This window comes from Mesorhizobium sp. P3_A9 (assembly GCF_056402975.1).
In genome coordinates, this window is record NZ_JBFUGJ010000045.1 from 1 (window position 1) to 19,416 (window position 19,416).

The following is a 19,416-nucleotide window of genomic DNA, read 5'->3' on the forward strand; positions in this document are numbered from 1 at the left end:
GACCCACCCATTTCAACAGCTCGGTCACGTCGGTGCGGTAGCTCGCTTCCTCGCGCCCGCGTACGCGCAGCGGCAGCGCGACGTTCTCATAGGTGGTCATGTGGTCGAGCAGGCGAAAATCCTGGAACACCACGCCGATGCGGCGCCGCAGATGCGGCAGTTCGGTGCGCGAGATACGGGAGCGGTCCTTGCCGAAAATCGTGATCAGCCCGCGCGTCGGCTTCAGCGACATGAACAAAAGGCGCAGCAAGGTCGTCTTGCCGGCGCCCGAAGGCCCGCTCAGGAACTGGAACGAGCGCTCCGGTATGTGCAGGGTGATGTCGCGGAGGATTTCCGGACCCATGCCATAGCGGAGGCCGACATTTTCGAAGCGAATCAATTTCGACGACCTGAATTTCCTGGCAGCGCAGAGCCTGCCTGTTCTGCGAAAAGACCATCGGCCGGCATGGTTAACCGGCGGTTAATTCCTGGGTTGTTTCGGCGCGTCACGAGGGCTCCGGTGGGGAAGCGTTAACCATTTTTGTTTACGCAAAAGAAACGAAAAGCGAACACGCGCAATAACGGGGCCATATGGCTGACGAACGAACCGCGCGCCCGGTTTCCGGCGAAATCATGACCGATCCACCGGCAATTGCCGTGGCGGACCGGATCGTGCGCCGCCCGGCCGCCGATATCATCGATGCCGACTATGTCGTGTTGCCGCCGCCGGCCCCTTCAGTCGAAAGCGATTCGCCGCTCCCGCGTCCAATCGTTACCCCGTCCATCGAGGGCATGGACATGCTGCGCAAGCCGGAACCACCGGCGGAACGGCCGCCGGCCGCGCGCGGCGGGCCGATCTTCTGGATCGCCGGCATCGGTGCTGCGCTCGCCGCCTTCTGGGTTTCCGGCGGACATGCGCTGGTGCGCCAGGCGCCGTTCCTGTCCGTCGCCCAAGCGTCGGCGCTGACGATTTCAGGCGTCACCTCACATGTCGACGCCTCAGGAGCCAATCCGGTGCTGTTCGTCGATGGCGAGGCTGCCAATGACGGGATAGGGCCAGCGACCCTGCCGCCGCTCGAAATCCGGGTGACTGGCAATGATGGACGCACAACCCGCTATACGTTGGGGACATCCGGCCATTCGCTGGCTTCGGGCGAAAGATTCGGCTTTGCCAGCCGGCTCGACGTGCCTAAGAACGGCGTGAGGACCGTTTTAGTCACTTTCGCGCAATAGGCGATCATCGGGGAAGACCAGCAATGCCCATCGTACGCGACAAGGACATCGAAGTCCTGTTTTCGGCGTCGGCGATCGCGCGCCGCAATCTCGAACTGGCCAAGGAGATCGCCGAGCACGACTATCACGATCTGCTGGTGATTTCGGTGCTGAAGGGCTCGTTCATCTTCGCCGCCGACCTGATCCGCGCCATGCATGATGTCGGCCTGTCGCCAGAGGTCGAGTTCATCTTCATTTCCAGCTACGGCGCCGGCACCACCAGCGGCGAGGTGAGGGTGCTGCGCGACATCGACAACGAGGTCGCCGGCCGCGACGTGCTGCTGATCGACGACATTCTGGAATCCGGCAAGACGCTGACCTTCACCCGCGACCTGATGCTGTCGCGCGGTGCGAAAAGCTGCTCCATCGCCGTGCTGCTCGACAAGCGCATGCGCCGCCAGACCGCGCTCGTCGCCGACTATGTCGGTTTCGACTGCCCCGATTATTTCGTCGTCGGCTACGGCATGGACGTGGCGCACGCCTTTCGCGAACTGCCGTTCGTCGGTGTTGTGAAAGGCGATGCGTGAGGCCAGCGCCTCGCACCGGCAAGTTCTGAAAAAGCCCTTAACGGTGCCGGAAAAATTAGCCTGGTCCGACGCTGGGGGCTTTCAGAAAAAGTCAACTTTTCCCCGCCAAATTGCCGGCCATGGCAAAGCTTTTGATCGTCGAGGACGATGAGTCCGTCCGCACCCTCGCCGCCCGCGCGCTTGAACGCGCCGGCCACGCAATCGATATCGCCGCCGACGGCGCGCAAGGCCTGGCGCTGATACGCGCCGCGCATGGCGGCTACGATCTCGTCGTCTCCGATATCCGCATGCCGGAAATGGACGGCATCGAGATGGCGATCGCGGCGGCGGCGCTTTTCCCGACGATGAAGATCGTGCTGATGACCGGCTATGCCGACCAGCGCGAGCGCGCCGAGGAGTTGAACGGCATCATCCTCGATGTCGTGCAAAAGCCCTTCACGCTGGCTGAAATCCGTTCGCGTGTCGAACGGGCGCTGATCTGCTTCGCCTGATCAGGCTGGATCTCCGGCGGCAACCGCCGGTGCTGTACTCACGCGCCGTCCGATGTTGAGCGCCAGCAGGCCGGCGCCGATGATGAGGGCTGCGCCGATCACGGTCGTCGACCGCGGCACCTCGGCGAAGAACAGAAAACCCCACAGCGGCGACCACAGAATGCCGGTGTATTCGAAGGTGGCGACGCGGTTGGCCGGCGCCAGCCGGTAGCCCTGCGACAGCAGGATCATGCCGGCGGAGGCGACGAAACCGCAGGCAGCCATCTTGAGAAAATCAGGCAGCGTCGGCCATATCCACGGCCGCACCAGGAATTCGATGCTGGGATGGACGGCGTGGGTTATGCCGGCCAAATGGAATGTGCCGGCAACCACGGCGGCGCCGATGAGATAGGCGCCGTTCTGGTAGAAGGCCATCACGGTGGATGATTCGGTGTCGCCGATCTTGCGGGCCATCAGCTGCGAGAAACCGTAGAGGGCTGCCGAGCCCAGCGACAGCAGTGCCGCCCAGTCGAACAGGCCAGCGCCGGGGCGCACCATCACGATAACGCCAAGCATGCCGATCAGCACGGTCGCCAGCGTTTGCCAGGAGACGCGCTCACCAAGATACGGCCCGGCCAGTGCCATGATGAACAGCGGCGCCATAAAGTAGAGCGCAACCGCGTCGGCCAGCGGCAGCGCGGCGATGGCCAGATAGTAGACCGTGTAGGAGGTGAACTGGATGAAAGCGCGGATCGTCAGCAAGCCGAATCGCTTCGACAGAATTGCCGACAGCCCGACATCGGCGTGGACGAGAACGATCAAGATCGGCAAAGCGATGATCGAGCGGATSGCCATCACYTCGGTCACCGGRTAGSYGCYYGACACGGCYTTGACSAGCGGRTCCTGSAGCGAGAACACCAGCACGCCMAGGCASAGGCTCAGGATGCCGCGCACCATCCTATTCTGCATCTGCGTTCCGGCTCCTGTGCATATGACCCGGAGCGCGTCCGGATCAAAAAGAACCCGCCACCGTTTCGGGCAGCGGGCACGAGTGAGGACTCTTTATTGGTCCGCAGCCGATTTCGCAGCCGCATATCCAATGGGTGTCACAACTATCGTCCGGCGTTTGACATGTTGCAAACGAATTGGAATGATAGCTGTGATCAGATTTTCTTATGGCGGATTCCATGCGACCAACCCTCGACAGCGATCTCCTACGCACCTTTGTCGCCATCGCCGAAGCCGGCAATTTCACGCGGGCGGCCGAGCAGGCCGGTCGCACCCAGTCGGCGGTGTCGATGCAGATGAAGAAGCTCGAAGAGCTGGTCGGCGACAGCCTGTTCGAGCGCGGCTCGCGCGGCGTSGCGCTGACGCGGCGYGGCGGYGARCTCATCGTCAACGCCCGCCGCATCGTCTCSCTGCTCGACGAGACGGCGGCGTCGATGGCKGCRGCRCCGCTKGGCGGGCCGGTGCGCATCGGCATTCCGGAGGAATATGGCCACGCCATCCTGTCGCGCGCGCTGGGCGCATTCTCGAAGCGTCACACCAAGGTCGAGGTCACCGTGCGCTATGCGCATTCGGGAGCACAGTTGGCGGCGCTCGCTGCCGGCGAGCTTGATCTCTGCGTGGTGTTCGAATGGCAGGATCTGGCCGGCGGCGAAGTGCTTATGCACGACCCGACCGTGTGGGTGACATCGAGCCTGCATCACATGCATGAGGAGCGGCCGGTGCCGATCGCGCTCTACAACCGGGTCAGCTGGTGCAAGGACTTCGCCATCAAATCGCTGGAGCAGCGCGGTCTTGCCTATCGTGTCGCCTATACCAGCGACACCACGGGCGGTCTGAAGCTTGCCGTCACCTCGGGACTGGCGATCGCGCCGATTTCGCGCAGCAACATTCCGGACGGCTGCCGCGAGCTGACGTCCGCCGACGGGTTCGGCGACATCGATTCCTCCAATGTGGTGATGCACCGCAACCCGAATGCGTCAGGCGAGGCGATCGACGGCATGCAGGAGGCGATCCGTGAGGCCTTCGTCAATAGGTAGGGTCAGAGCTTTATTTTGACGCAATTCCGGACGGAAAACCGTTCACACTTTTCCTGGAATTGCTCTCACATCCTCATAGAAGGTGAGGCGGTTGCCGAACGGATCGTCGACCGTGACCTCCTTCGTCTTCCAAGGTGTCTCCTCCAACCCCGGTCCGGCAAAGCGGTACTTCCTGGCGGTCAACTCGCGGTGCAGCCCCGCAATGTCGGTCGTCTCGATCCGGATGTGAGAGCCCGGCGTGCCGTCGCCATGATGTTYGCTCAGATGCAAGACGCAGCCGTCGCGGGAGACGCCTGTGTAAAGCGGCGCCTTGTCCTCGAAGCGGTGTTCGAACTGCACGTCGAAACCAAGAAAGTCGACGTAGAATTCATGCGCCTTGGCAATATCGAAGATGCGCAGGATGGGGGTGACAGTGCCAAGTTTCGGCATGGTGTTACAGCCGTTCGAGAAGGGTTTCGGGCAGGRCGTCCGGGCGGCGATCCCTATTTCAGCTCAAGCAGCCGTTCCAGATAGCTGCGCTCGATGTTGGGGCTGAGTGCGTTGCCAAGCCGCTTACGGATCGCTTCCAGGATCTGGCGGGCGCGCTGGACGTCGATCTCGTCGGGGACTTTCACCGAATCGCCGAAATCCGGACCCTGGCTGGCGCGCGGCCGGCCGAGCGGGTCACGGTCGGCATTCTGCTGGCGACCGCCTTCCTGGCTGCCGCCCTGGTCGCCCTGCATGGCCTGCATCTGCTTCATCATGTCCTTGGCGCCCTTGCGCAGCGCTTCGAGCGCCCGGCCCTGGTGGCCGACGGCCTCATCGCCCTGGCCCTCGCCAAGCGCCTGTTCGGCATTGCCCATCGAYTTGCCGGCCTCGCCAAATCCCTCRTTGGGCTCCATGCCCATGCCTTCGAGGCCTTTCTTCAGCTGCTCSAGGTCGCTTTTCAGCTGACCCTGGCCTTCCTGCAGCTGCTTCAGCGCGTCGGCGAACTCCTGCGGCGTCATCTGCTGTTTCGGCCTGGCCAGCGGATCGCGGTCCTGGCCAACGCCCGGCAGGTCCTGGTCCTGGCCGCCAGACTGATCGTTGGGGTTCTTGCCGCGCTGCATCTGGTCCATGCGGAAGGTGTCGTTCATCATCTCCTGCTGGCGCCGCAKRATCTCGCCSAGCTTGTCCATCTGCTGGCGCATCTSGCTRTCCTGCTSGYCGCCCTGYTGCTGRCGSCCGGCCTGSAGATTGTTCATCATGTCCTGCAGYTGCGACAGCARYTSCTGYGCCTTGTCGCGATCGCCWGAYTTCGCCAGATTCTCGATCTGGTCCATCATGCGGTCGATGTCGCTCTGGCGCAGTTCCTGGCCGTTCTGCTGCATCTGCGGCGCGTTCGGGTTCTGCTTGGCGCGTTCGGCGAATTCCTGCAGGAACTCGTTCATCGCCTCGCGCAGTTCCTTCATCGCCTTTTCGATTTCCTGGTCGCTGGCGCCGTTCTTGATGGCGTCCTGCAACGCCTGCTGCGCCTGGCGCAGCCGCTTTTCGGCGGCCGAGAGATTGCCCTCTTCGATACCGAGCGCGATTTCCCAGAGATAGGCGACCTCGCTGCGCAGCTGATCGTCGTTGCCGGCCAGCTTCAGCCGGCTGCGCGCGCTCATGATGGCAAGGTAGTGGGACATGTTGTCGAACGTGTCTTCGGGCCGCAGCGTGATGGCGTCGATCAGGTCGAAGACGCGCGGCTTGGCATTGGCGTCGAGCGCCAGCAGGCGGCGCTGTTCGATCACTGCCCGCGCCAACGGATTGGCGAACGGCCGTTCGGGCATGACAAGCGTCTTGGTCTCGCTGGACGCCGTGTGTCCGGCATCGTCGGTGGCGACCAGCGTCAGCTTGATGCTGCTGCCGGCCCAGACATGCTCGGTCAGGTCCTTGGTGGTCTTGGCGGCATTCGACTTGCCGCCGCGGCGCGGCAGCGCCAGCGGCATTTCGGGCGGGCCGTAGAGCGGATGCGCATCCGGCGCCTGCGGGTCGGCCATTTCGAAGACCGCCTTGGCGGTGGCGGCGCCATAATCGTCGTCGATCTGGTAATTGAGCTCGAAGGCGCCGTTGGCGGCGCGCTTGGGCTCGCCGACGAAGCGAATCTGCGGCGGTTTGTCCGGGATCACGGCGAAGGCCCAGCGGCCRAGCTGGTCCTCGCCTGATTTCAGCGTCAGCGTGCCGTCGCCGGTCAGCTTGCCGGTGAACTGACGTACCTTGGACGGAGCGGCGGAGATTGCTGCCGGCTTGGCGGTGCTGGCTTGCGGTCCTGCCGGGTCGATGGCGCGCGCATTGCCATCCTTGTCGGCATAGGCAAGCGTTTCCTCGCCCGAGCCTCCGGTGACGCGCAAGGAGACGTCGCTGCCTTCAGGTACATGAAACGTCGGCGTCGCCTGGTTGGCGTCGGCGGTCAGGAAGATCGGCGGCTTGCCGGTATAGGCCGGCGGCGTCACCCATGCGTCGATGCGCGGCGGCACGGCATCGTGCGCGCCATGCGCGCTGAAGCCGTCAGCTATCCTGCCGCCGGTCGGCCCGAAGGAGAAGGCAAAGGCGGTGACGAGCAGGAGCGCAGCCACCGCGCGCAGCCCCCAAGGGTCGCGCTCCGGCACGCGCGTGCGTGGCAGGTCGGCGCCCAGGCTGTCGAGCCTGGCGGCCATGCGCTTCTGGTGCTCGCGCCACAGCACTTGCGAAAAACTGCTGTCCCGGCCGCTTGGCCGGTCGGCCTGCACCAGCACGGGGCTGTGCAGCAATTCGTTGGCGGCCTCGATGCGGCGATCGACCTCGGCGGCACCGGGCAGGCGGAAGAAGCGCAACGGATAGAGCGCCGCCAGCCCTGCCAGGCCGAATGCGGCGACAAGGCCGATGCGCGCGATATCCGGCAGCCGGGAGAAAACGCCGAACCAGGAGATGCTCAGGAACAGGCTGGCGACAATGATCAGCGGCAGCAGCAGCGGCCAGCCGCGCTCGATCAGCATCGAGACCCGCGTCGCCAGCCGACTGAGCGCCAGGCGCCCGGCCAGGCCGCGATCGTTGCTGAAGATGGGTCGTTGCGTCATCGGCCCTTCCTGGAATCGGACAGGATAGCCCGTTCCTTACGACTCGAAGAATACCAGCAAACACGGCAAAGGCGAGGCGCTTTCAAAAAACGTGAAGCCTGCCGCGATAGTTGCAATCAGAAGTTTGCAGGATTTGCATTCGCCCCACAGACCAGCACGGCGACGCGTTCACCCGCTGCCGGCGTGTAGCGGCCGGACAGGATCGCGGCGAAGGCSGCCGCACCGCCCGGCTCGGARATGATSCGCACYCGRTTCCACAGCGCCTTCTGCGCKGCRATGATGTCGTCGTCGCTGACCAGSAKGGAGCGYTCGACGAAGGCTTCGGCRATCGGRAACATCATTTCGCCGACGCGYTTTGGSGCCAGCGAATCGGCGGCGATGCCTTCCGCCGGYGCGTCGACRGGMTKGCCGGCCKCGAAGGCGMGATGAAGYGTYGGCGCSCCCTCGGGCTCGAYGGCGATGATGCGGATGCGGCCGGCATACCAGGCAGCAATGCCGCCGATCAGGCCGCCACCGCCGACGGCGACCAGCAGCGTGTCGATCTCAGGCAAATCGTTCTCGATCTCGAGCCCGAGCGTGCCCTGGCCGATCAGCGTTTCCTCCTGGTTGAAGGCGTGGATCTGCAGGGCGCCGGTTTCCTCGGCGAAACGTTCGCTGGCGGCCAGCGCCTCGGCATAGCGGGCACCGCCGACGACGAGGTCGGCGCCATAGAAGCGAATACGGTCCAGCTTGGCCTGCGGGCTGACTTCGGGGACGAAGATGGTCGCCTTGTGGCCGAGCCGCATGGCGGCATAAGCGACGGCCGCGCCATGGTTGCCGCCCGATGCGGCGACGACGCCGGCTTTGGGGACCGGCCGTTCGAGCAGGTTTGTGAAGGCGCCGCGCGCCTTGAACGAGCCGGAATGCTGCAGGCATTCGAGCTTGAGGTCGACCGCCAGCGGCGGCCGGTCGAAGTCGGCCATGTCGACGCGCAGCACCGGTGTGTGCCTGATATAGGGGCGGATGCGCGGTTCCATCGCGGCAATGCGTTCGCGTGTGACGGTGTTGCCCTGCGCCATGACTTGTTCCTCGTATAAAAAATCCCGGCTATGCCAGCCAGTCGGGTATCGAATCCAGCCCGATCAGATCGTCATAGGTCAGCCGCGGACGCACGACGTGGAAACGGTCGCCGTCGACCAGCACTTCCGGCACCAGCAGGCGGGTGTTGTAGGTGCCGGCCTGCACGGCGCCGTAGGCGCCGGCCGTGGAAACGGCAACGAGATCGCCGGCCTTCAGCCTCGGCAGATCGCGGTCGAGGCCGAGATAATCGCCGGTCTCGCAGACCTGGCCGACCACGTCGACCATCATGCGCGGCGTGTCGGCCGGCGGCTGYACSACCGGYYTGATSTCGTGGAAGGCRTCGTAGAGCGTCGGCCGGATCAGRTCGTTCATGGCGGCGTCGACGACGAGGAAATTCTTGGCGTCGCCTTCCTTCACGAAGATCACTTCCGAGACGAGGATGCCGGCATTGCCTACGATCAGCCGGCCCGGCTCGAACATCACCTTCAGCCCGAGCTTGGTGACATGCTTCCTGACGACCTGGGCATAGGCGTCGGGCAAAGGCGGCGGGTTGTTGTCGACGCGATAGGGAATGCCCAGCCCGCCGCCGAGATCGACATGATCGATGGCATGGCCATCGGCGCGCAGCGCGCCGACCAGATCGACCAGCAGGGCGAAAGCGTCGTCGAAGGGCTGCAACTCGGTGATCTGGCTGCCGATATGGGTGTCGATGCCGGTGACCTTGATGCCCGGAAGCGTTGCCGCGCGGGCATAGACCTGCCGCGCCCGCTGCCAGGCAATGCCGAACTTGTTCTCGGCCTTGCCGGTGGAGATCTTCTTGTGGGTCTTGGCGTCGACATCGGGATTGATGCGCAGCGAGATCGGCGCCACTTTGCCGAGTGCCGTGGCACGGGCCGAGAGCAGTTCGAGTTCGGGCTCGGATTCGACGTTGAAGCAAAGGATGCCGGCTTCGAGCGCAAAGTCCATTTCACGCGCGGTCTTGCCGACGCCCGAGAACAGGATCTTGCTGGGCGGCACGCCGGCGGCGAGCGCCCGGCGCAATTCGCCTTCCGAGACCACGTCGGCGCCGGCGCCGAGCTTGGCCAAGGTCCGCAGCACGGCCTGGTTGGAATTGGCCTTCATGGCGTAGCAGACCAGCGTGTCCAGCCCGGCAAAGGCCTGGGCGAACACCCGGTAGTGTCTGGTCAAGGTGGCGGTGGAGTAGCAGTAGAACGGCGTGCCGACCTGGACGGCGATATCAGGGATTGCCACGTCCTCGGCATGGAGCACGCCGTCGCGGTAGTCGAAATGGTTCACGAGAGTGGTTCCGGAAGTTGGAGCACGATGAGATCGGGTTTAGAAGCCCGGTCTGATCGGTTCTAGATCAGCGGGTCGAGGATGAACTTCTTGTCCTTGACCGGTTTTTCCGGCTCCGGCGGCAGGGGCTGTTTGGCCTTCTCGGCATCCTTGCGCGCCTGTTCGGCAGCTTCATAGGGCGTGTCGAGACCGGCCTTGCGGCCGCAGGCGGTCACGGCGGCCATCGCCACCAGCAGCGTCAGCGTCACCAAAATCCTGCTTCCGGTCATCGATCCATCCGTCCGAAACGTTTTGTCAGCCRCCGCTTTTAGCCGAGTTCTCGGCGTATTGCACCCCGGATATATTGCTGTCGCAATATCGGGGCATCAGCCTTTCGCCAGTCGCTTTTTCCAATAGCGAATCTGCTTCCTCACTTCCGACGGAGCGGTGCCGCCGAAACTGATGCGGCTCTTGACCGAGTTCTGCACCGCCAGCACCGAGAAAATATCCGATGTGATGCCGGGGTTGATCGACTGCAGGTCCTCCAGCGAAAGCTTCTCCAGGCTCACCTTCTTCTCCTCGGCCAGCGCCACGGCGCGGCCGGTGACATGATGCGCCTCGCGGAACGGCAGGCCGAGCGTGCGCACCAGCCAGTCGGCGAGGTCGGTCGCCGTCGCGTGGCCGGAGCCGGCGGCCTTCTTCATCGCGGCCGCGTTGACCGTCATGTCGGAGACCATGCCGGTCATCGCCGCCAGCATCAGATCGAGTGTCTCGGCGGCATCGAACACCGATTCCTTGTCTTCCTGCATGTCCTTGCCATAGGTCAAAGGCATGCCCTTCATCACCGTCAGCAGGCCGACCAGATGGCCGGTGACGCGGCCGGTCTTGCCGCGTACCAGTTCGGCGGCGTCGGGGTTCTTCTTCTGCGGCATGATCGAGGAGCCGGTGGAAAAACTATCCGAGAGCCTAATGAAGCCGAACTGCGGCGTCGACCAGATGATGATCTCTTCCGCCAGCCGCGACAGATGCGTGGCGCAGATCGCCGCCATGCCGAGGAACTCCAGCGCGAAATCGCGATCGGAAACGCTGTCCAGCGAATTGCGCATCGGCTCGCGGAAGCCGAGCGCTTTTGCCGTCTGGTGGCGGTCGATCGGGAAGCTGGTGCCGGCAAGGGCTGCCGCACCCAGCGGGCTCTCGTCCATCCTCTCGATCGCGTCGCGCACGCGCGACAGGTCGCGCGAAAACATCTCGACATAAGCCATGCAGTGATGGCCGAAAGTCACCGGCTGCGCCGCCTGCATATGGGTAAAGCCCGGCATCACGGTCGCCGCATGCTCCTCGGCCCGTTCCAGCAGCGCCGTGATCAGGCCCTTCAGCGCCTCGGCGACACGAAAGCATTCGTCCTTCACCCAGAGCCTCAGATCCACCGCCACCTGGTCGTTGCGCGAACGCGCGGTGTGCAGGCGGCCGGCGGCCGGGCCGATCAGCTCGGCGAGGCGGGATTCGACATTCATGTGGATGTCTTCGAGCTTGGTCGAAAACTCGAAGTTGCCGGCCTCGATCTCTTTCAGGATCGTGTTCAGGCCGTGAGCGATTTTTTCTTGATCGGCCGCCGAAATAATGCCCGTTTGCGCCAGCATCTCGCTATGGGCGATCGAGCCGCGGATGTCCTGCGCGTAGAGTTTGCGGTCGAACGAGATCGACGCGTTGATCGCTTCCATGATCGCGGCCGGACCCGAGGCAAATCGTCCGCCCCACATCTGGTTGCTGGTCTTCTTGTCGCTCATCGCTATAAAACCCGTGCTTCGGAGCAGTTTTGAGAACATGGCAGACGGAAACAGATTTTTCCCGGCCCCGCGCCTGATCCTCGCCGCCCTGGTGGCGGGAGCGCTGGCCGGCGCGGTCGCGGTATATGTCAGCGAGAGCCGGTCTGGCAACAATGCACCGGCGCAAGTGGCGGTCGGCGACAGCAAGGACGACGTCGCCTGCGCCGCCAAGAGCGACCGCGCCAAGAAGGTYGCCGCSGCGGCCACGGGCGAAGTCGCCGCCCTGTTGCCCGCCGATCCGCCGCAATCCATGAAGAGCCTTGCCTTCAACGGCCCGGACGGCAAGCCGATGACGATCGCCGACCATGCCGGCAAGACGGTGCTGCTCAATCTCTGGGCGACATGGTGCGCGCCGTGCCGTGCCGAAATGCCGGCGCTCGATGCGCTGCAGAAGGAAAAGGGCAGCGACGCCTTTCAGGTCGTCGCCGTCAATGTCGATACCGGCGACGATGTGAAGCCGAAGAAATTTCTCAAGGACACAGGCGTCGAGACGCTCGGCTACTACCGGGATTCGACGGTGGCGCTGTTCAACGACCTCAAGGCACGCGGCCTGGCGTTTGGCCTTCCCGTCACCATGCTGATCGACGGCGAAGGTTGCCTGATCGCGCATATGAACGGCCCGGCCGAATGGTCGAGCCCCGACGCCAGGCGGCTGGTCGAGACGGCACTCGGATCGTGAGCGATCAGGCCGAGCGCACGCTTGGCTTGAGCAATACGAGGCCACTATCCCTGTGTTTGGCGGCGCGCACCGGAGCGCGCTTGCCCATGCCGGTCAGGTCGTCGAACGCCTCGATCGGCGCCGGCTTGCCGAGATAGTAGCCCTGGCCGATCTCGCAGGCTTCGGCGTCCAGGAACTTCAGCTCGCCAAGCGTCTCGACACCTTCGGCAAGAACTGGCAGGCCAAGGCCGCGTCCCAGCCCCAGCACGGCGCGCACGATCGCCGCGACCTGGCCGTTGGTGTCGACCGCCTTGATGAAGGAGGAGTCGATCTTGATCTTGTCGAAGGGGAAGGCGCGCAGGTTCGAGAGAGAGGAATAGCCGGTTCCGAAATCGTCCATGGCSACGCGCACGCCAAGCGCCTTGACCTGCCGCARGCTYGCCAGYGCRCGCGGCATGTCCTTKACCAGCGCGGTTTCGGTGATCTCGAGTTCCAGCCTTGTCGCGGCAAGACCTGTCTTCAGCAGGGTCTCGTGTACCTTGCGGCTGAAATTGGGATTGTGAAGTTGTACCGCGGAGACGTTGACGGCGATCGTCAGCGGATTTTCCCAGCGGGCGGCTTCCGCGCAGGCCGCGTCGAGCACCCAGTCGCCAATCTGCCCAATGGCGCCGCTGTCTTCGGCCACCGGGATGAATATTGCGGGGGAAACGTCGCCGCGTTCGGGATGGCGCCAGCGGATCAGGGCTTCGAAGCCAAGCATCTTGCCGCTGCTGATCTCCTTCTGCGGCTGGTAGACGAGGTAGAATTCACCACGCACGACGGCCTGGCGCAATTCGTGTTCCATCACGCGCTTGTCGCGGGCCTCGGCGCCCATCGACGCCTCGAAATAGCGGAAAGTGTCCCTGCCTTCGGTCTTGGCGCGGTAGAGTGCCGTATCGGCATGGCTGATCAGGCTGGTCTGGTCTTCGGCATCGAGCGGATAGATCGCGATGCCGATGCTGGCCGAGACCAGGCCGCCGCCGACCGCGGCCCGGTTTTCGTCGCGCATCGCGGCGAGCAGTGAGCCTGCGATGCGGCCCGCCGCCTGCGGGTCGGGCAGGTTGGGAGCGATGATGGCGAATTCGTCGCCGCCGAGGCGGGCAAGCATCTGTCCGTAGCGCAGAACGCCGGCTGCGCAGTTTGCCACCTTCTGCAGCATCGCATCGCCGGCGCCGTGCCCGTAGAGGTCGTTCACCTCCTTGAAGCGGTCGAGGTCGAACAGCAGAAGCGCAAGATGCCGGCCTTTGACGCCCTTGTCGGCACTGGTGGCCCGTTTCATGGATGCGATTTCCAGATCGAGACGGCTGGAAAAGGACCGGCGGTTGGCGAGTCCCGTCAGCGGGTCGAAATGAGCGAGGCGAAGGATCTCCTGCTCCGCCTTCTTGCGTTCACGGATGTCGCGAACGGCGATGACGTTGTGGGGCTTGCCGCAATAGTCGATGCTTCKGGCGATCAGTTCGACGGGAATTCGCGTCCCATCGCGGTTCCGCAACTCCGCCTCCCACGGCTGGCCCTCCAGGCTGGCCGCGTCGCTTGCAGCGTGTTCGTCAAAGAGCTCGCCCAGTTCCATGCCATTCAGCGCTGCTGCCAGCGTGCCGGTCAGCTTGCCCATGCTGTCATTGGCACTGACGATGCGGTTGCCGTCGCAGACGATCAGGCCCTCCACGGCGGCATTGGCCAGGCCGTGCATGCGGTCGACCTCGAGCTTCTGGCGACGGAAGCGCAGATCGATCCAAAGCGCCGATGCCGACAGCACCAGGATCACCAGCGTGGCGGCCGCTGCCGCGAAAGCCTGCGAGGTCGGCTCGATCGTGTATTCGGATATGACGATCGAGGAATCGGGAAAGATCGAGACGGCACCCATGCCGATGAAATGCAAGGTGCAGATCGCCAGCGTCAAAAGCACCGCGCCGACGGATGTGGCTACCAGGGAGGGGCGGCGCAGCACGACATGCAGCGCGAGCGCCGCTAGCGTTACACCGGCCAGCAGGGAAACGGCGACAAGCAACAGGTTCCATTCGACCCGGCCCTCGACCTCGAATGCCGCCATGCCGATATAGTGCATGGCCGCGATACCGCCGCCCAGAACGGCGCCGCCGACGAGATGATACTCGAACTCGTCGCGCAAGGTGGCGATCCACATGCCGGCCGCCGTCAGCGCGACCGAGCCAGCGAGCGAAAGTACGGAGAGCCACGGATCGTAGGCACTGGGTATCCCCGGCGTGAACGCAAGCATGGCGATGAAATGCGTTGCCCAGATGCCGAAGCCGGTCGAGGTGGCCGCAATCATCAGCCAGGCAAGTCGGTTCCGGTCCGTCGAGCGGCTGATGTGATGAAGCAGGCTGACAGCAGAGAAACAAGAAATTCCGCAGATCAGCGCGGCCAGTGCGACCAGTCTCAGATCGTGCTGGTTCACGATACAATTGTAGACCGTCAACATCCTATTTCCCCAAAGCTCATTGGAAATAAAAACGAAATATAACTGATTACTGCTTGGCTGTTGAAGGATCGATAAGGTTTCCTGCAACCAGAGCGTGCCGCCCCGGCGCACGCCCGTCAGTTGCTGCACAGCATTTCATCGTCCCTTTAGCCGGATAATCATGGTCTTTACGTCCTCGACAGTCGCCCTAGCTACCTCAGACGCCGGTGTGCAGTTTTGATGCCGGCCAAGCCGCCGAGGGAGAGGAGCGAGCAGCTGTGCAAAGGCCGGAGAGCCACAACAGAACTGTCACATACMTTCTCTAAGAGAGCCGGCAAGGACTTGCGCAAGACCCTTGTCACCAGCCACTCAAGAGGGAAAAACCATGACTATGATCAAGCGGGGCTTTGCTGCCCTTGCCGCTGGTGCGCTCAGCACCGCGCTGGCGATGCCTGCCTCTGCGGAACCGGTAAAATTCGATTTCTGGTTCGGCCTTTCGGGCGATCTCGCCCGTGTCGTCGATACGATGTGCAAGAACTTCAATGCCTCGCAGGCGGACTATGAAGTCGTCTGCACCAGCCAGGGCAATTACGACGCCACGCTGCAGAACACCATCGCGGCCTTCCGTGCAGGCAAGCAGCCGACCGTCGTCCAGGTCTATGATGTCGGCACCGCCACGATGATGCTKTCRGGCGCCTACAAGCCYGCCGRCAARCTGATGGAAGARAAYGGCTACAAGATCGACTACGCCGACTATTTCCCCGGCATCGCGCGCTACTACGCSACGTCGAAGGGCGAGATGCTKTCSTTCCCGTTCAATTCCTCGACSSCGCTGATGTACTGGAACAAGGACGCCTTCGCCAAGATCGGCAAGACCGAGGCGCCGAAGACCTGGGAAGATGTCGGCGCCGACCTCAAGGCGATGAAAGATGCCGGCTATGAATGCCCGATGGCCATCAACATCTCGGCCAACGAAAGCTGGCAGCTGATGGAGCAGTTCTCGGCGCTCCACAACCAGCCGATCGCGACCAAGAACAATGGCTATGACGGCCTCGACGCACGTCTGGAAGTCAACAAGACCAAGTTCGTCCAGTACGTCACCGATCTCAAGAAGTGGTATGATGCCGGTCTGATCAAGATCAAGTCCAAAGACCTCGGCCAGGACATGGTCCAAGCCTTCGCCTCGGGCACCTGCCAGGTCATCCTGACCTCGGTCGGCGACCACGGCACGGTCGGCAGGACCCAGAAGGAAGGCATGAACTGGGATGTCGCGGAACTGCCGGTCTATGCCGGCACGGAGCGCAAGAATTCGCTGGTTGGCGGCGCTTCGCTGTGGGTGCTTTCCGGCAAGTCGGATGCCGAATACAAGGGCGCGGCTGCCTTCTTGAACTTCATCCACGATCCCAAGACCGCCTTGTTCTGGTCGACCAACACCGGCTACATCCCGGTGACGAAGTCGGGCTTCGATTACCTGAAAGCCSAGGGCTTCTACGACAAGGCRCCCTACAAGGGTCGCGAARYCGCSATCGCCAGCCTGACCGCGTCSGAGCCGACCGAAATCACCCGCGGCATCCGGCTGGGCAACTTCACCCAGATCCGCGCCGAGTTCGGCACGCAGATGCAGGCGATCTTCGCCAACAAGGTCAGCGTCCAGGAAGGCCTCGACACGCTGGTCAAGAATGGCGACGCCATCCTCGACCGCTTCCAGCAGACCTATCCGGGCAAGACCCTGCCCTGATCGCTGGGAATTTTCAGGCCGTCCGTCGACTCCTGTGCTTCGAGTCGACGGGCGGTTGTTTCGCGTATTTAATGCAAACGTGACAGGCCGCTCAGCGGCATCGGCGGACCGATGGAAAAACGCGTCACTTTCAGCAGCTGGACGATCGGCATCCTTTTCGCGGTGCCGCAGCTGCTCCTGATCTTCACGTTCTTCTACTGGCCGGCCGGCCAGGCGGTGTACTGGTCGCTGACGCTGCAGCAGCCCTGGGGTGGCGGCAACATCTGGGTCGGGCTCGACAACTTCCGCTCGATCCTGGCCAACGCCGATTACTGGAACTCGATCACCGCCAGCCTTGTCTTTGCCGGGATCAGCACCGGTTTGGCGATGTTCATTGCGCTGGTGCTCGCCGCATTGACCGACCGGCAGCTTGCCGGCTCGCGTCTCTACCGGGTCGTGCTGATCTGGCCCTATGGCATCGCCGCACCGGCGCTGGCGCTGGCGTTCCGCTTTATCCTGGCGCCGGAGGCAGGGTTCCTTTCCGTCATCAACCGGATGTGGCCGGGGATCTGGGATCCGGGTCTCGATGGCGCGGATGCCATGGCGTCGATCATCGTCGCCTTCTCGTGGAAATATGTCGGCTACAACTTCATTTTCTTCCTGGCCGCGTTCCAGGCCATCCCGCGTTCACTGATCGAAGCGGCGGCGATGGACGGCTCCGGTGTCATCAGGCGTTTCTGGGACATCCAGTTCCCGCTGATCACGCCGACGATCTTCTTCCTTTTGGTCATCAACATCACCGAGAGTTTTCAGGATTCCTTCGGCATCGTCGACATCATGACATCAGGCGGCCCGGCGAATGCGACCAATCTGATGGTCTACAAGATCTATTCCGACGGCTTCAAAGGTTTGGATTATTCGGGCGCCGCCGCGCAGAGCATCATCCTGATGCTGCTCATCATCGTGCTCACCATCTTCCAGTTCCGCTTCATCGAGCGGCGCGTGCACTACGGGTGAGGATGACATGGTAGAGCGCACCCCATTCCTCAATTTCTTCACGCATCTGATCCTGTTCGTCGGTTTTGTCTTCTGCGTCGCGCCGTTCGTGGTCGTCGCCATCGCCGCGTCGCACAACCTGCGGGATGTCAACGATGTGCCGATGTCGCTGCTGCCGGGCAGCGAYTTCTGGGTCAACATCAAGACGGCATGGGTCACGGCGGACCTCGGCCCCAAGCTGCTCAACAGCTTTATCGTCGCCGGCGGCGTGGCGGCGGGCAAAGTGATCATTTCGGCGCTCACCGCCTTCTCGATCGTCTATTTCCGCTTTCCCGGCCGGATGTTCATCTTCTGGCTGGTTTTCATCACGCTGATGCTACCGCTGGAAGTGCGCATCGTGCCGACCTACGCGGTCGTCGCCAACGTGCTGTCGCCCTATCAGACCATCCTCGACTTGACGGGCTTGAGCTGGCTGATCGAGAAGGTGTCGGGCGTGCAGGTCTCGCTCAGCCTCGGGCTGCTCAATTCCTACCCCGGACTTATCCTGCCGTTGGTCGCCACGGCCACCGGCACGTTCCTGTACCGGCAGTTCTTCCTCACCGTGCCGGATGAACTGACCGAGGCGGCGCGCATGGACGGTGCGGGACCACTGCGTTTCTTCATCGATGTGCTTTTGCCGCTGTCGCGCAACAATATGGCGGCGCTCGGCACCATCATGTTCCTGTGGGCGTGGAACCAGTATCTGTGGCCACTGCTCATCACCACCGACCAGTCGCATGCGACGGCGGTGACCGAACTGAAGCAGCTGATCCCCAATGTCGGCGGTGCTCCGGAATGGCATATCGCCATGGCCGGAACGCTGATCGTCATGCTGCCGCCGCTGCTTGTCGTGGTGCTCATGCAACGCTGGATCGTGCGTGGCCTGATCGCCACCGAGAAATAACAGGAGACAAAAAATGGCCTCCATCACCATTCGCGGCGTCAAGAAGAATTACGCCAAGACGCAGGTCGTGCACGGTGTCGACCTCGACTTCGCCTCGGGGGAATTCGTCGTCATCCTGGGACCGTCCGGCTGCGGCAAGTCCACGCTGCTCAGAATGATCGCCGGGCTGGAAGASATTTCSGGCGGCRCAATCGYGATCGACGGCACCGTCGTCAACAARCTKGARCCGCGCGAGCGCGGCTGCGCSATGGTGTTCCAGAAYTACGCGCTYTATCCGCATATGAGCGTGGCGCAGAACATMGGYTAYTCGCTCAAGGTCGCCGGTGTTCCCGCTGCTGAACGCACACAGCGTATCCAGGCGGTGGCGCGCACGCTGGAGCTCGAACATCTGCTCGACCGCAAGCCGATGGCGCTTTCCGGTGGCCAGCGGCAACGCGTCGCCATGGGCCGCGCCATGATCCGCGAGCCGAAAGTGTTCCTGTTCGACGAACCACTGTCCAATCTCGACGCCAAGCTGCGTGTCCAGATGCGCTCGGAAATCCGCAAGCTGCATCGCCGGCTGAACGCCACCTCCGTCTTCGTCACCCACGACCAGGTCGAGGCGATGACGCTGGCTGATCGGCTGGTGATCATGAACGGCGGAAAGGTCGAGCAGGTTGGTACGCCAGGTGAGATCTACACCCGCCCGGCCAGCCGCTTCGTCGCCACCTTCGTCGGAGCGCCGGCGATGAACATTCTCGAAGGTACTGCCGAACTCGACGGGCTGTCGCTGCTCGGCGGCAGCCGGCGGCTGGCGATGACACGCGCCGGTCTGCCGGTCGGCACSRAGGTCGCRRTSGGCATCCGACCGGAAGCCGTGMGGCTGGTSGCGCCYGGCACAGCGGGCGCGCTCAATGCCACCGTCGACCTGGTCGAGGAACTGGGCGCGGGGCGGGTCATCTATGTCGATCTCGATGGCGCGCCGTTTTCGGTGATGACGTCGGAGGCTATCCACCCCGAGCCCGGCAGCCCGGTCGGCCTGAAGTTTTCGCCTGAGGACATGCATTTCTTCTCGTCGGAGACGGGAAGCCGCCTCGATGTCTTCAAGGCGTCCGTCCCCGAGCCGGCGCTCTGATTGTCGAAACGCCTTCGCGCC

General features: G+C 63.4%; 18 protein-coding genes. 9 read left to right on the forward strand and 9 right to left on the reverse strand.

Features of this window, described 5'->3' with window-relative positions; genetic code table 11:
- Positions 1-379, reverse strand: a 379-nt coding sequence (locus AC1DX0_RS09915) for a cell division ATP-binding protein FtsE (RefSeq protein WP_477355164.1), incomplete at its 3' end; no start/stop codon positions are given.
- A gap of 191 nt (positions 380-570) precedes the next feature.
- On the opposite strand from AC1DX0_RS09915, the gene AC1DX0_RS09920 reads away from it, so the two are divergent.
- The 3 genes from AC1DX0_RS09920 to AC1DX0_RS09930 all read left to right on the forward strand — a co-directional run bounded on the left by AC1DX0_RS09920 (position 571) and on the right by AC1DX0_RS09930 (position 2,269).
- Positions 571-1,212: a hypothetical protein gene (locus AC1DX0_RS09920; RefSeq protein WP_477223349.1), complete on the forward strand. Its 642-nt coding sequence runs from the start codon at positions 571-573 to the stop codon at positions 1,210-1,212.
- Positions 1,213-1,235: 23 nt separating this feature from the next.
- Positions 1,236-1,778 carry a hypoxanthine phosphoribosyltransferase gene (hpt, locus tag AC1DX0_RS09925; RefSeq protein ID WP_027031270.1) on the forward strand — a complete coding sequence of 181 codons (543 nt, stop codon included), beginning with the start codon at positions 1,236-1,238 and terminating at the stop codon, positions 1,776-1,778.
- 119 nt (positions 1,779-1,897) lie between these two features.
- Positions 1,898-2,269, forward strand: coding sequence for a response regulator (locus AC1DX0_RS09930; RefSeq protein WP_477223350.1), 372 nt, complete (start codon positions 1,898-1,900; stop codon positions 2,267-2,269).
- On the opposite strand, the gene AC1DX0_RS09935 is transcribed toward AC1DX0_RS09930, so the two are convergent.
- Complete coding sequence (locus AC1DX0_RS09935; protein WP_477355168.1) at positions 2,270-3,217, reverse strand: DMT family transporter; 948 nt, start codon at positions 3,215-3,217, stop codon at positions 2,270-2,272. It abuts the gene before it with no gap.
- Between the two features lie 218 nt (positions 3,218-3,435).
- On the opposite strand from AC1DX0_RS09935, the gene AC1DX0_RS09940 reads away from it, so the two are divergent.
- Positions 3,436-4,293 carry a LysR substrate-binding domain-containing protein gene (locus AC1DX0_RS09940; protein ID WP_477223352.1) on the forward strand — a complete coding sequence of 286 codons (858 nt, stop codon included), beginning with the start codon at positions 3,436-3,438 and terminating at the stop codon, positions 4,291-4,293.
- A gap of 42 nt (positions 4,294-4,335) precedes the next feature.
- Here the strand turns inward: AC1DX0_RS09940 and AC1DX0_RS09945 are convergent, their stop codons facing one another.
- The 6 genes from AC1DX0_RS09945 to argH all read right to left on the reverse strand — a co-directional run bounded on the left by AC1DX0_RS09945 (position 4,336) and on the right by argH (position 11,470).
- Positions 4,336-4,722, reverse strand: coding sequence for a glyoxalase superfamily protein (locus AC1DX0_RS09945; RefSeq protein WP_477355171.1), 387 nt, complete (start codon positions 4,720-4,722; stop codon positions 4,336-4,338).
- 53 nt (positions 4,723-4,775) lie between these two features.
- The gene (locus tag AC1DX0_RS09950; RefSeq protein WP_477355174.1) at positions 4,776-7,349 is read right to left on the reverse strand and encodes a TIGR02302 family protein; all 2,574 of its coding nucleotides are present in this window, start codon (positions 7,347-7,349) and stop codon (positions 4,776-4,778) included.
- A 116-nt stretch (positions 7,350-7,465) separates the two neighbouring features.
- Positions 7,466-8,407, reverse strand: a complete 942-nt coding sequence (locus tag AC1DX0_RS09955; protein ID WP_477355177.1) for a threonine/serine dehydratase — start codon at positions 8,405-8,407, stop codon at positions 7,466-7,468.
- Positions 8,408-8,435: 28 nt separating this feature from the next.
- Positions 8,436-9,704, reverse strand: coding sequence for a diaminopimelate decarboxylase (gene lysA, locus AC1DX0_RS09960; protein WP_477355180.1), 1,269 nt, complete (start codon positions 9,702-9,704; stop codon positions 8,436-8,438).
- 62 nt (positions 9,705-9,766) lie between these two features.
- Complete coding sequence (locus tag AC1DX0_RS09965) at positions 9,767-9,973, reverse strand: hypothetical protein (protein ID WP_477223357.1); 207 nt, start codon at positions 9,971-9,973, stop codon at positions 9,767-9,769.
- 96 nt (positions 9,974-10,069) lie between these two features.
- Positions 10,070-11,470 carry an argininosuccinate lyase gene (gene argH, locus AC1DX0_RS09970; RefSeq protein WP_477223358.1) on the reverse strand — a complete coding sequence of 467 codons (1,401 nt, stop codon included), beginning with the start codon at positions 11,468-11,470 and terminating at the stop codon, positions 10,070-10,072.
- Between the two features lie 37 nt (positions 11,471-11,507).
- On the opposite strand from argH, the gene tlpA reads away from it, so the two are divergent.
- Positions 11,508-12,188, forward strand: coding sequence for a thiol:disulfide interchange protein TlpA (gene tlpA / locus AC1DX0_RS09975; protein WP_477223359.1), 681 nt, complete (start codon positions 11,508-11,510; stop codon positions 12,186-12,188).
- A 4-nt stretch (positions 12,189-12,192) separates the two neighbouring features.
- Here the strand turns inward: tlpA and AC1DX0_RS09980 are convergent, their stop codons facing one another.
- The gene (locus AC1DX0_RS09980) at positions 12,193-14,646 is read right to left on the reverse strand and encodes a putative bifunctional diguanylate cyclase/phosphodiesterase (RefSeq protein WP_477223391.1); all 2,454 of its coding nucleotides are present in this window, start codon (positions 14,644-14,646) and stop codon (positions 12,193-12,195) included.
- A 364-nt stretch (positions 14,647-15,010) separates the two neighbouring features.
- Here AC1DX0_RS09980 and AC1DX0_RS09985 point away from each other — a divergent pair, with 364 nt between their 5' ends.
- The 4 genes from AC1DX0_RS09985 (at position 15,011) to ugpC (ending at position 19,395) form a co-directional block, all read left to right on the forward strand.
- The gene (locus tag AC1DX0_RS09985) at positions 15,011-16,363 is read left to right on the forward strand and encodes an extracellular solute-binding protein (RefSeq protein WP_477355183.1); all 1,353 of its coding nucleotides are present in this window, start codon (positions 15,011-15,013) and stop codon (positions 16,361-16,363) included.
- A 111-nt stretch (positions 16,364-16,474) separates the two neighbouring features.
- Positions 16,475-17,359 (forward strand): carbohydrate ABC transporter permease, encoded by an 885-nt coding sequence (locus AC1DX0_RS09990; RefSeq protein ID WP_064992418.1) that lies wholly within the window; start codon positions 16,475-16,477, stop codon positions 17,357-17,359.
- Between the two features lie 7 nt (positions 17,360-17,366).
- Complete coding sequence (locus tag AC1DX0_RS09995; RefSeq protein WP_477223361.1) at positions 17,367-18,281, forward strand: ABC transporter permease subunit; 915 nt, start codon at positions 17,367-17,369, stop codon at positions 18,279-18,281.
- Positions 18,282-18,294: 13 nt separating this feature from the next.
- Positions 18,295-19,395 carry a sn-glycerol-3-phosphate ABC transporter ATP-binding protein UgpC gene (ugpC, locus tag AC1DX0_RS10000; RefSeq protein ID WP_477355185.1) on the forward strand — a complete coding sequence of 367 codons (1,101 nt, stop codon included), beginning with the start codon at positions 18,295-18,297 and terminating at the stop codon, positions 19,393-19,395.
- Positions 19,396-19,416: the final 21 nt, after the last annotated feature.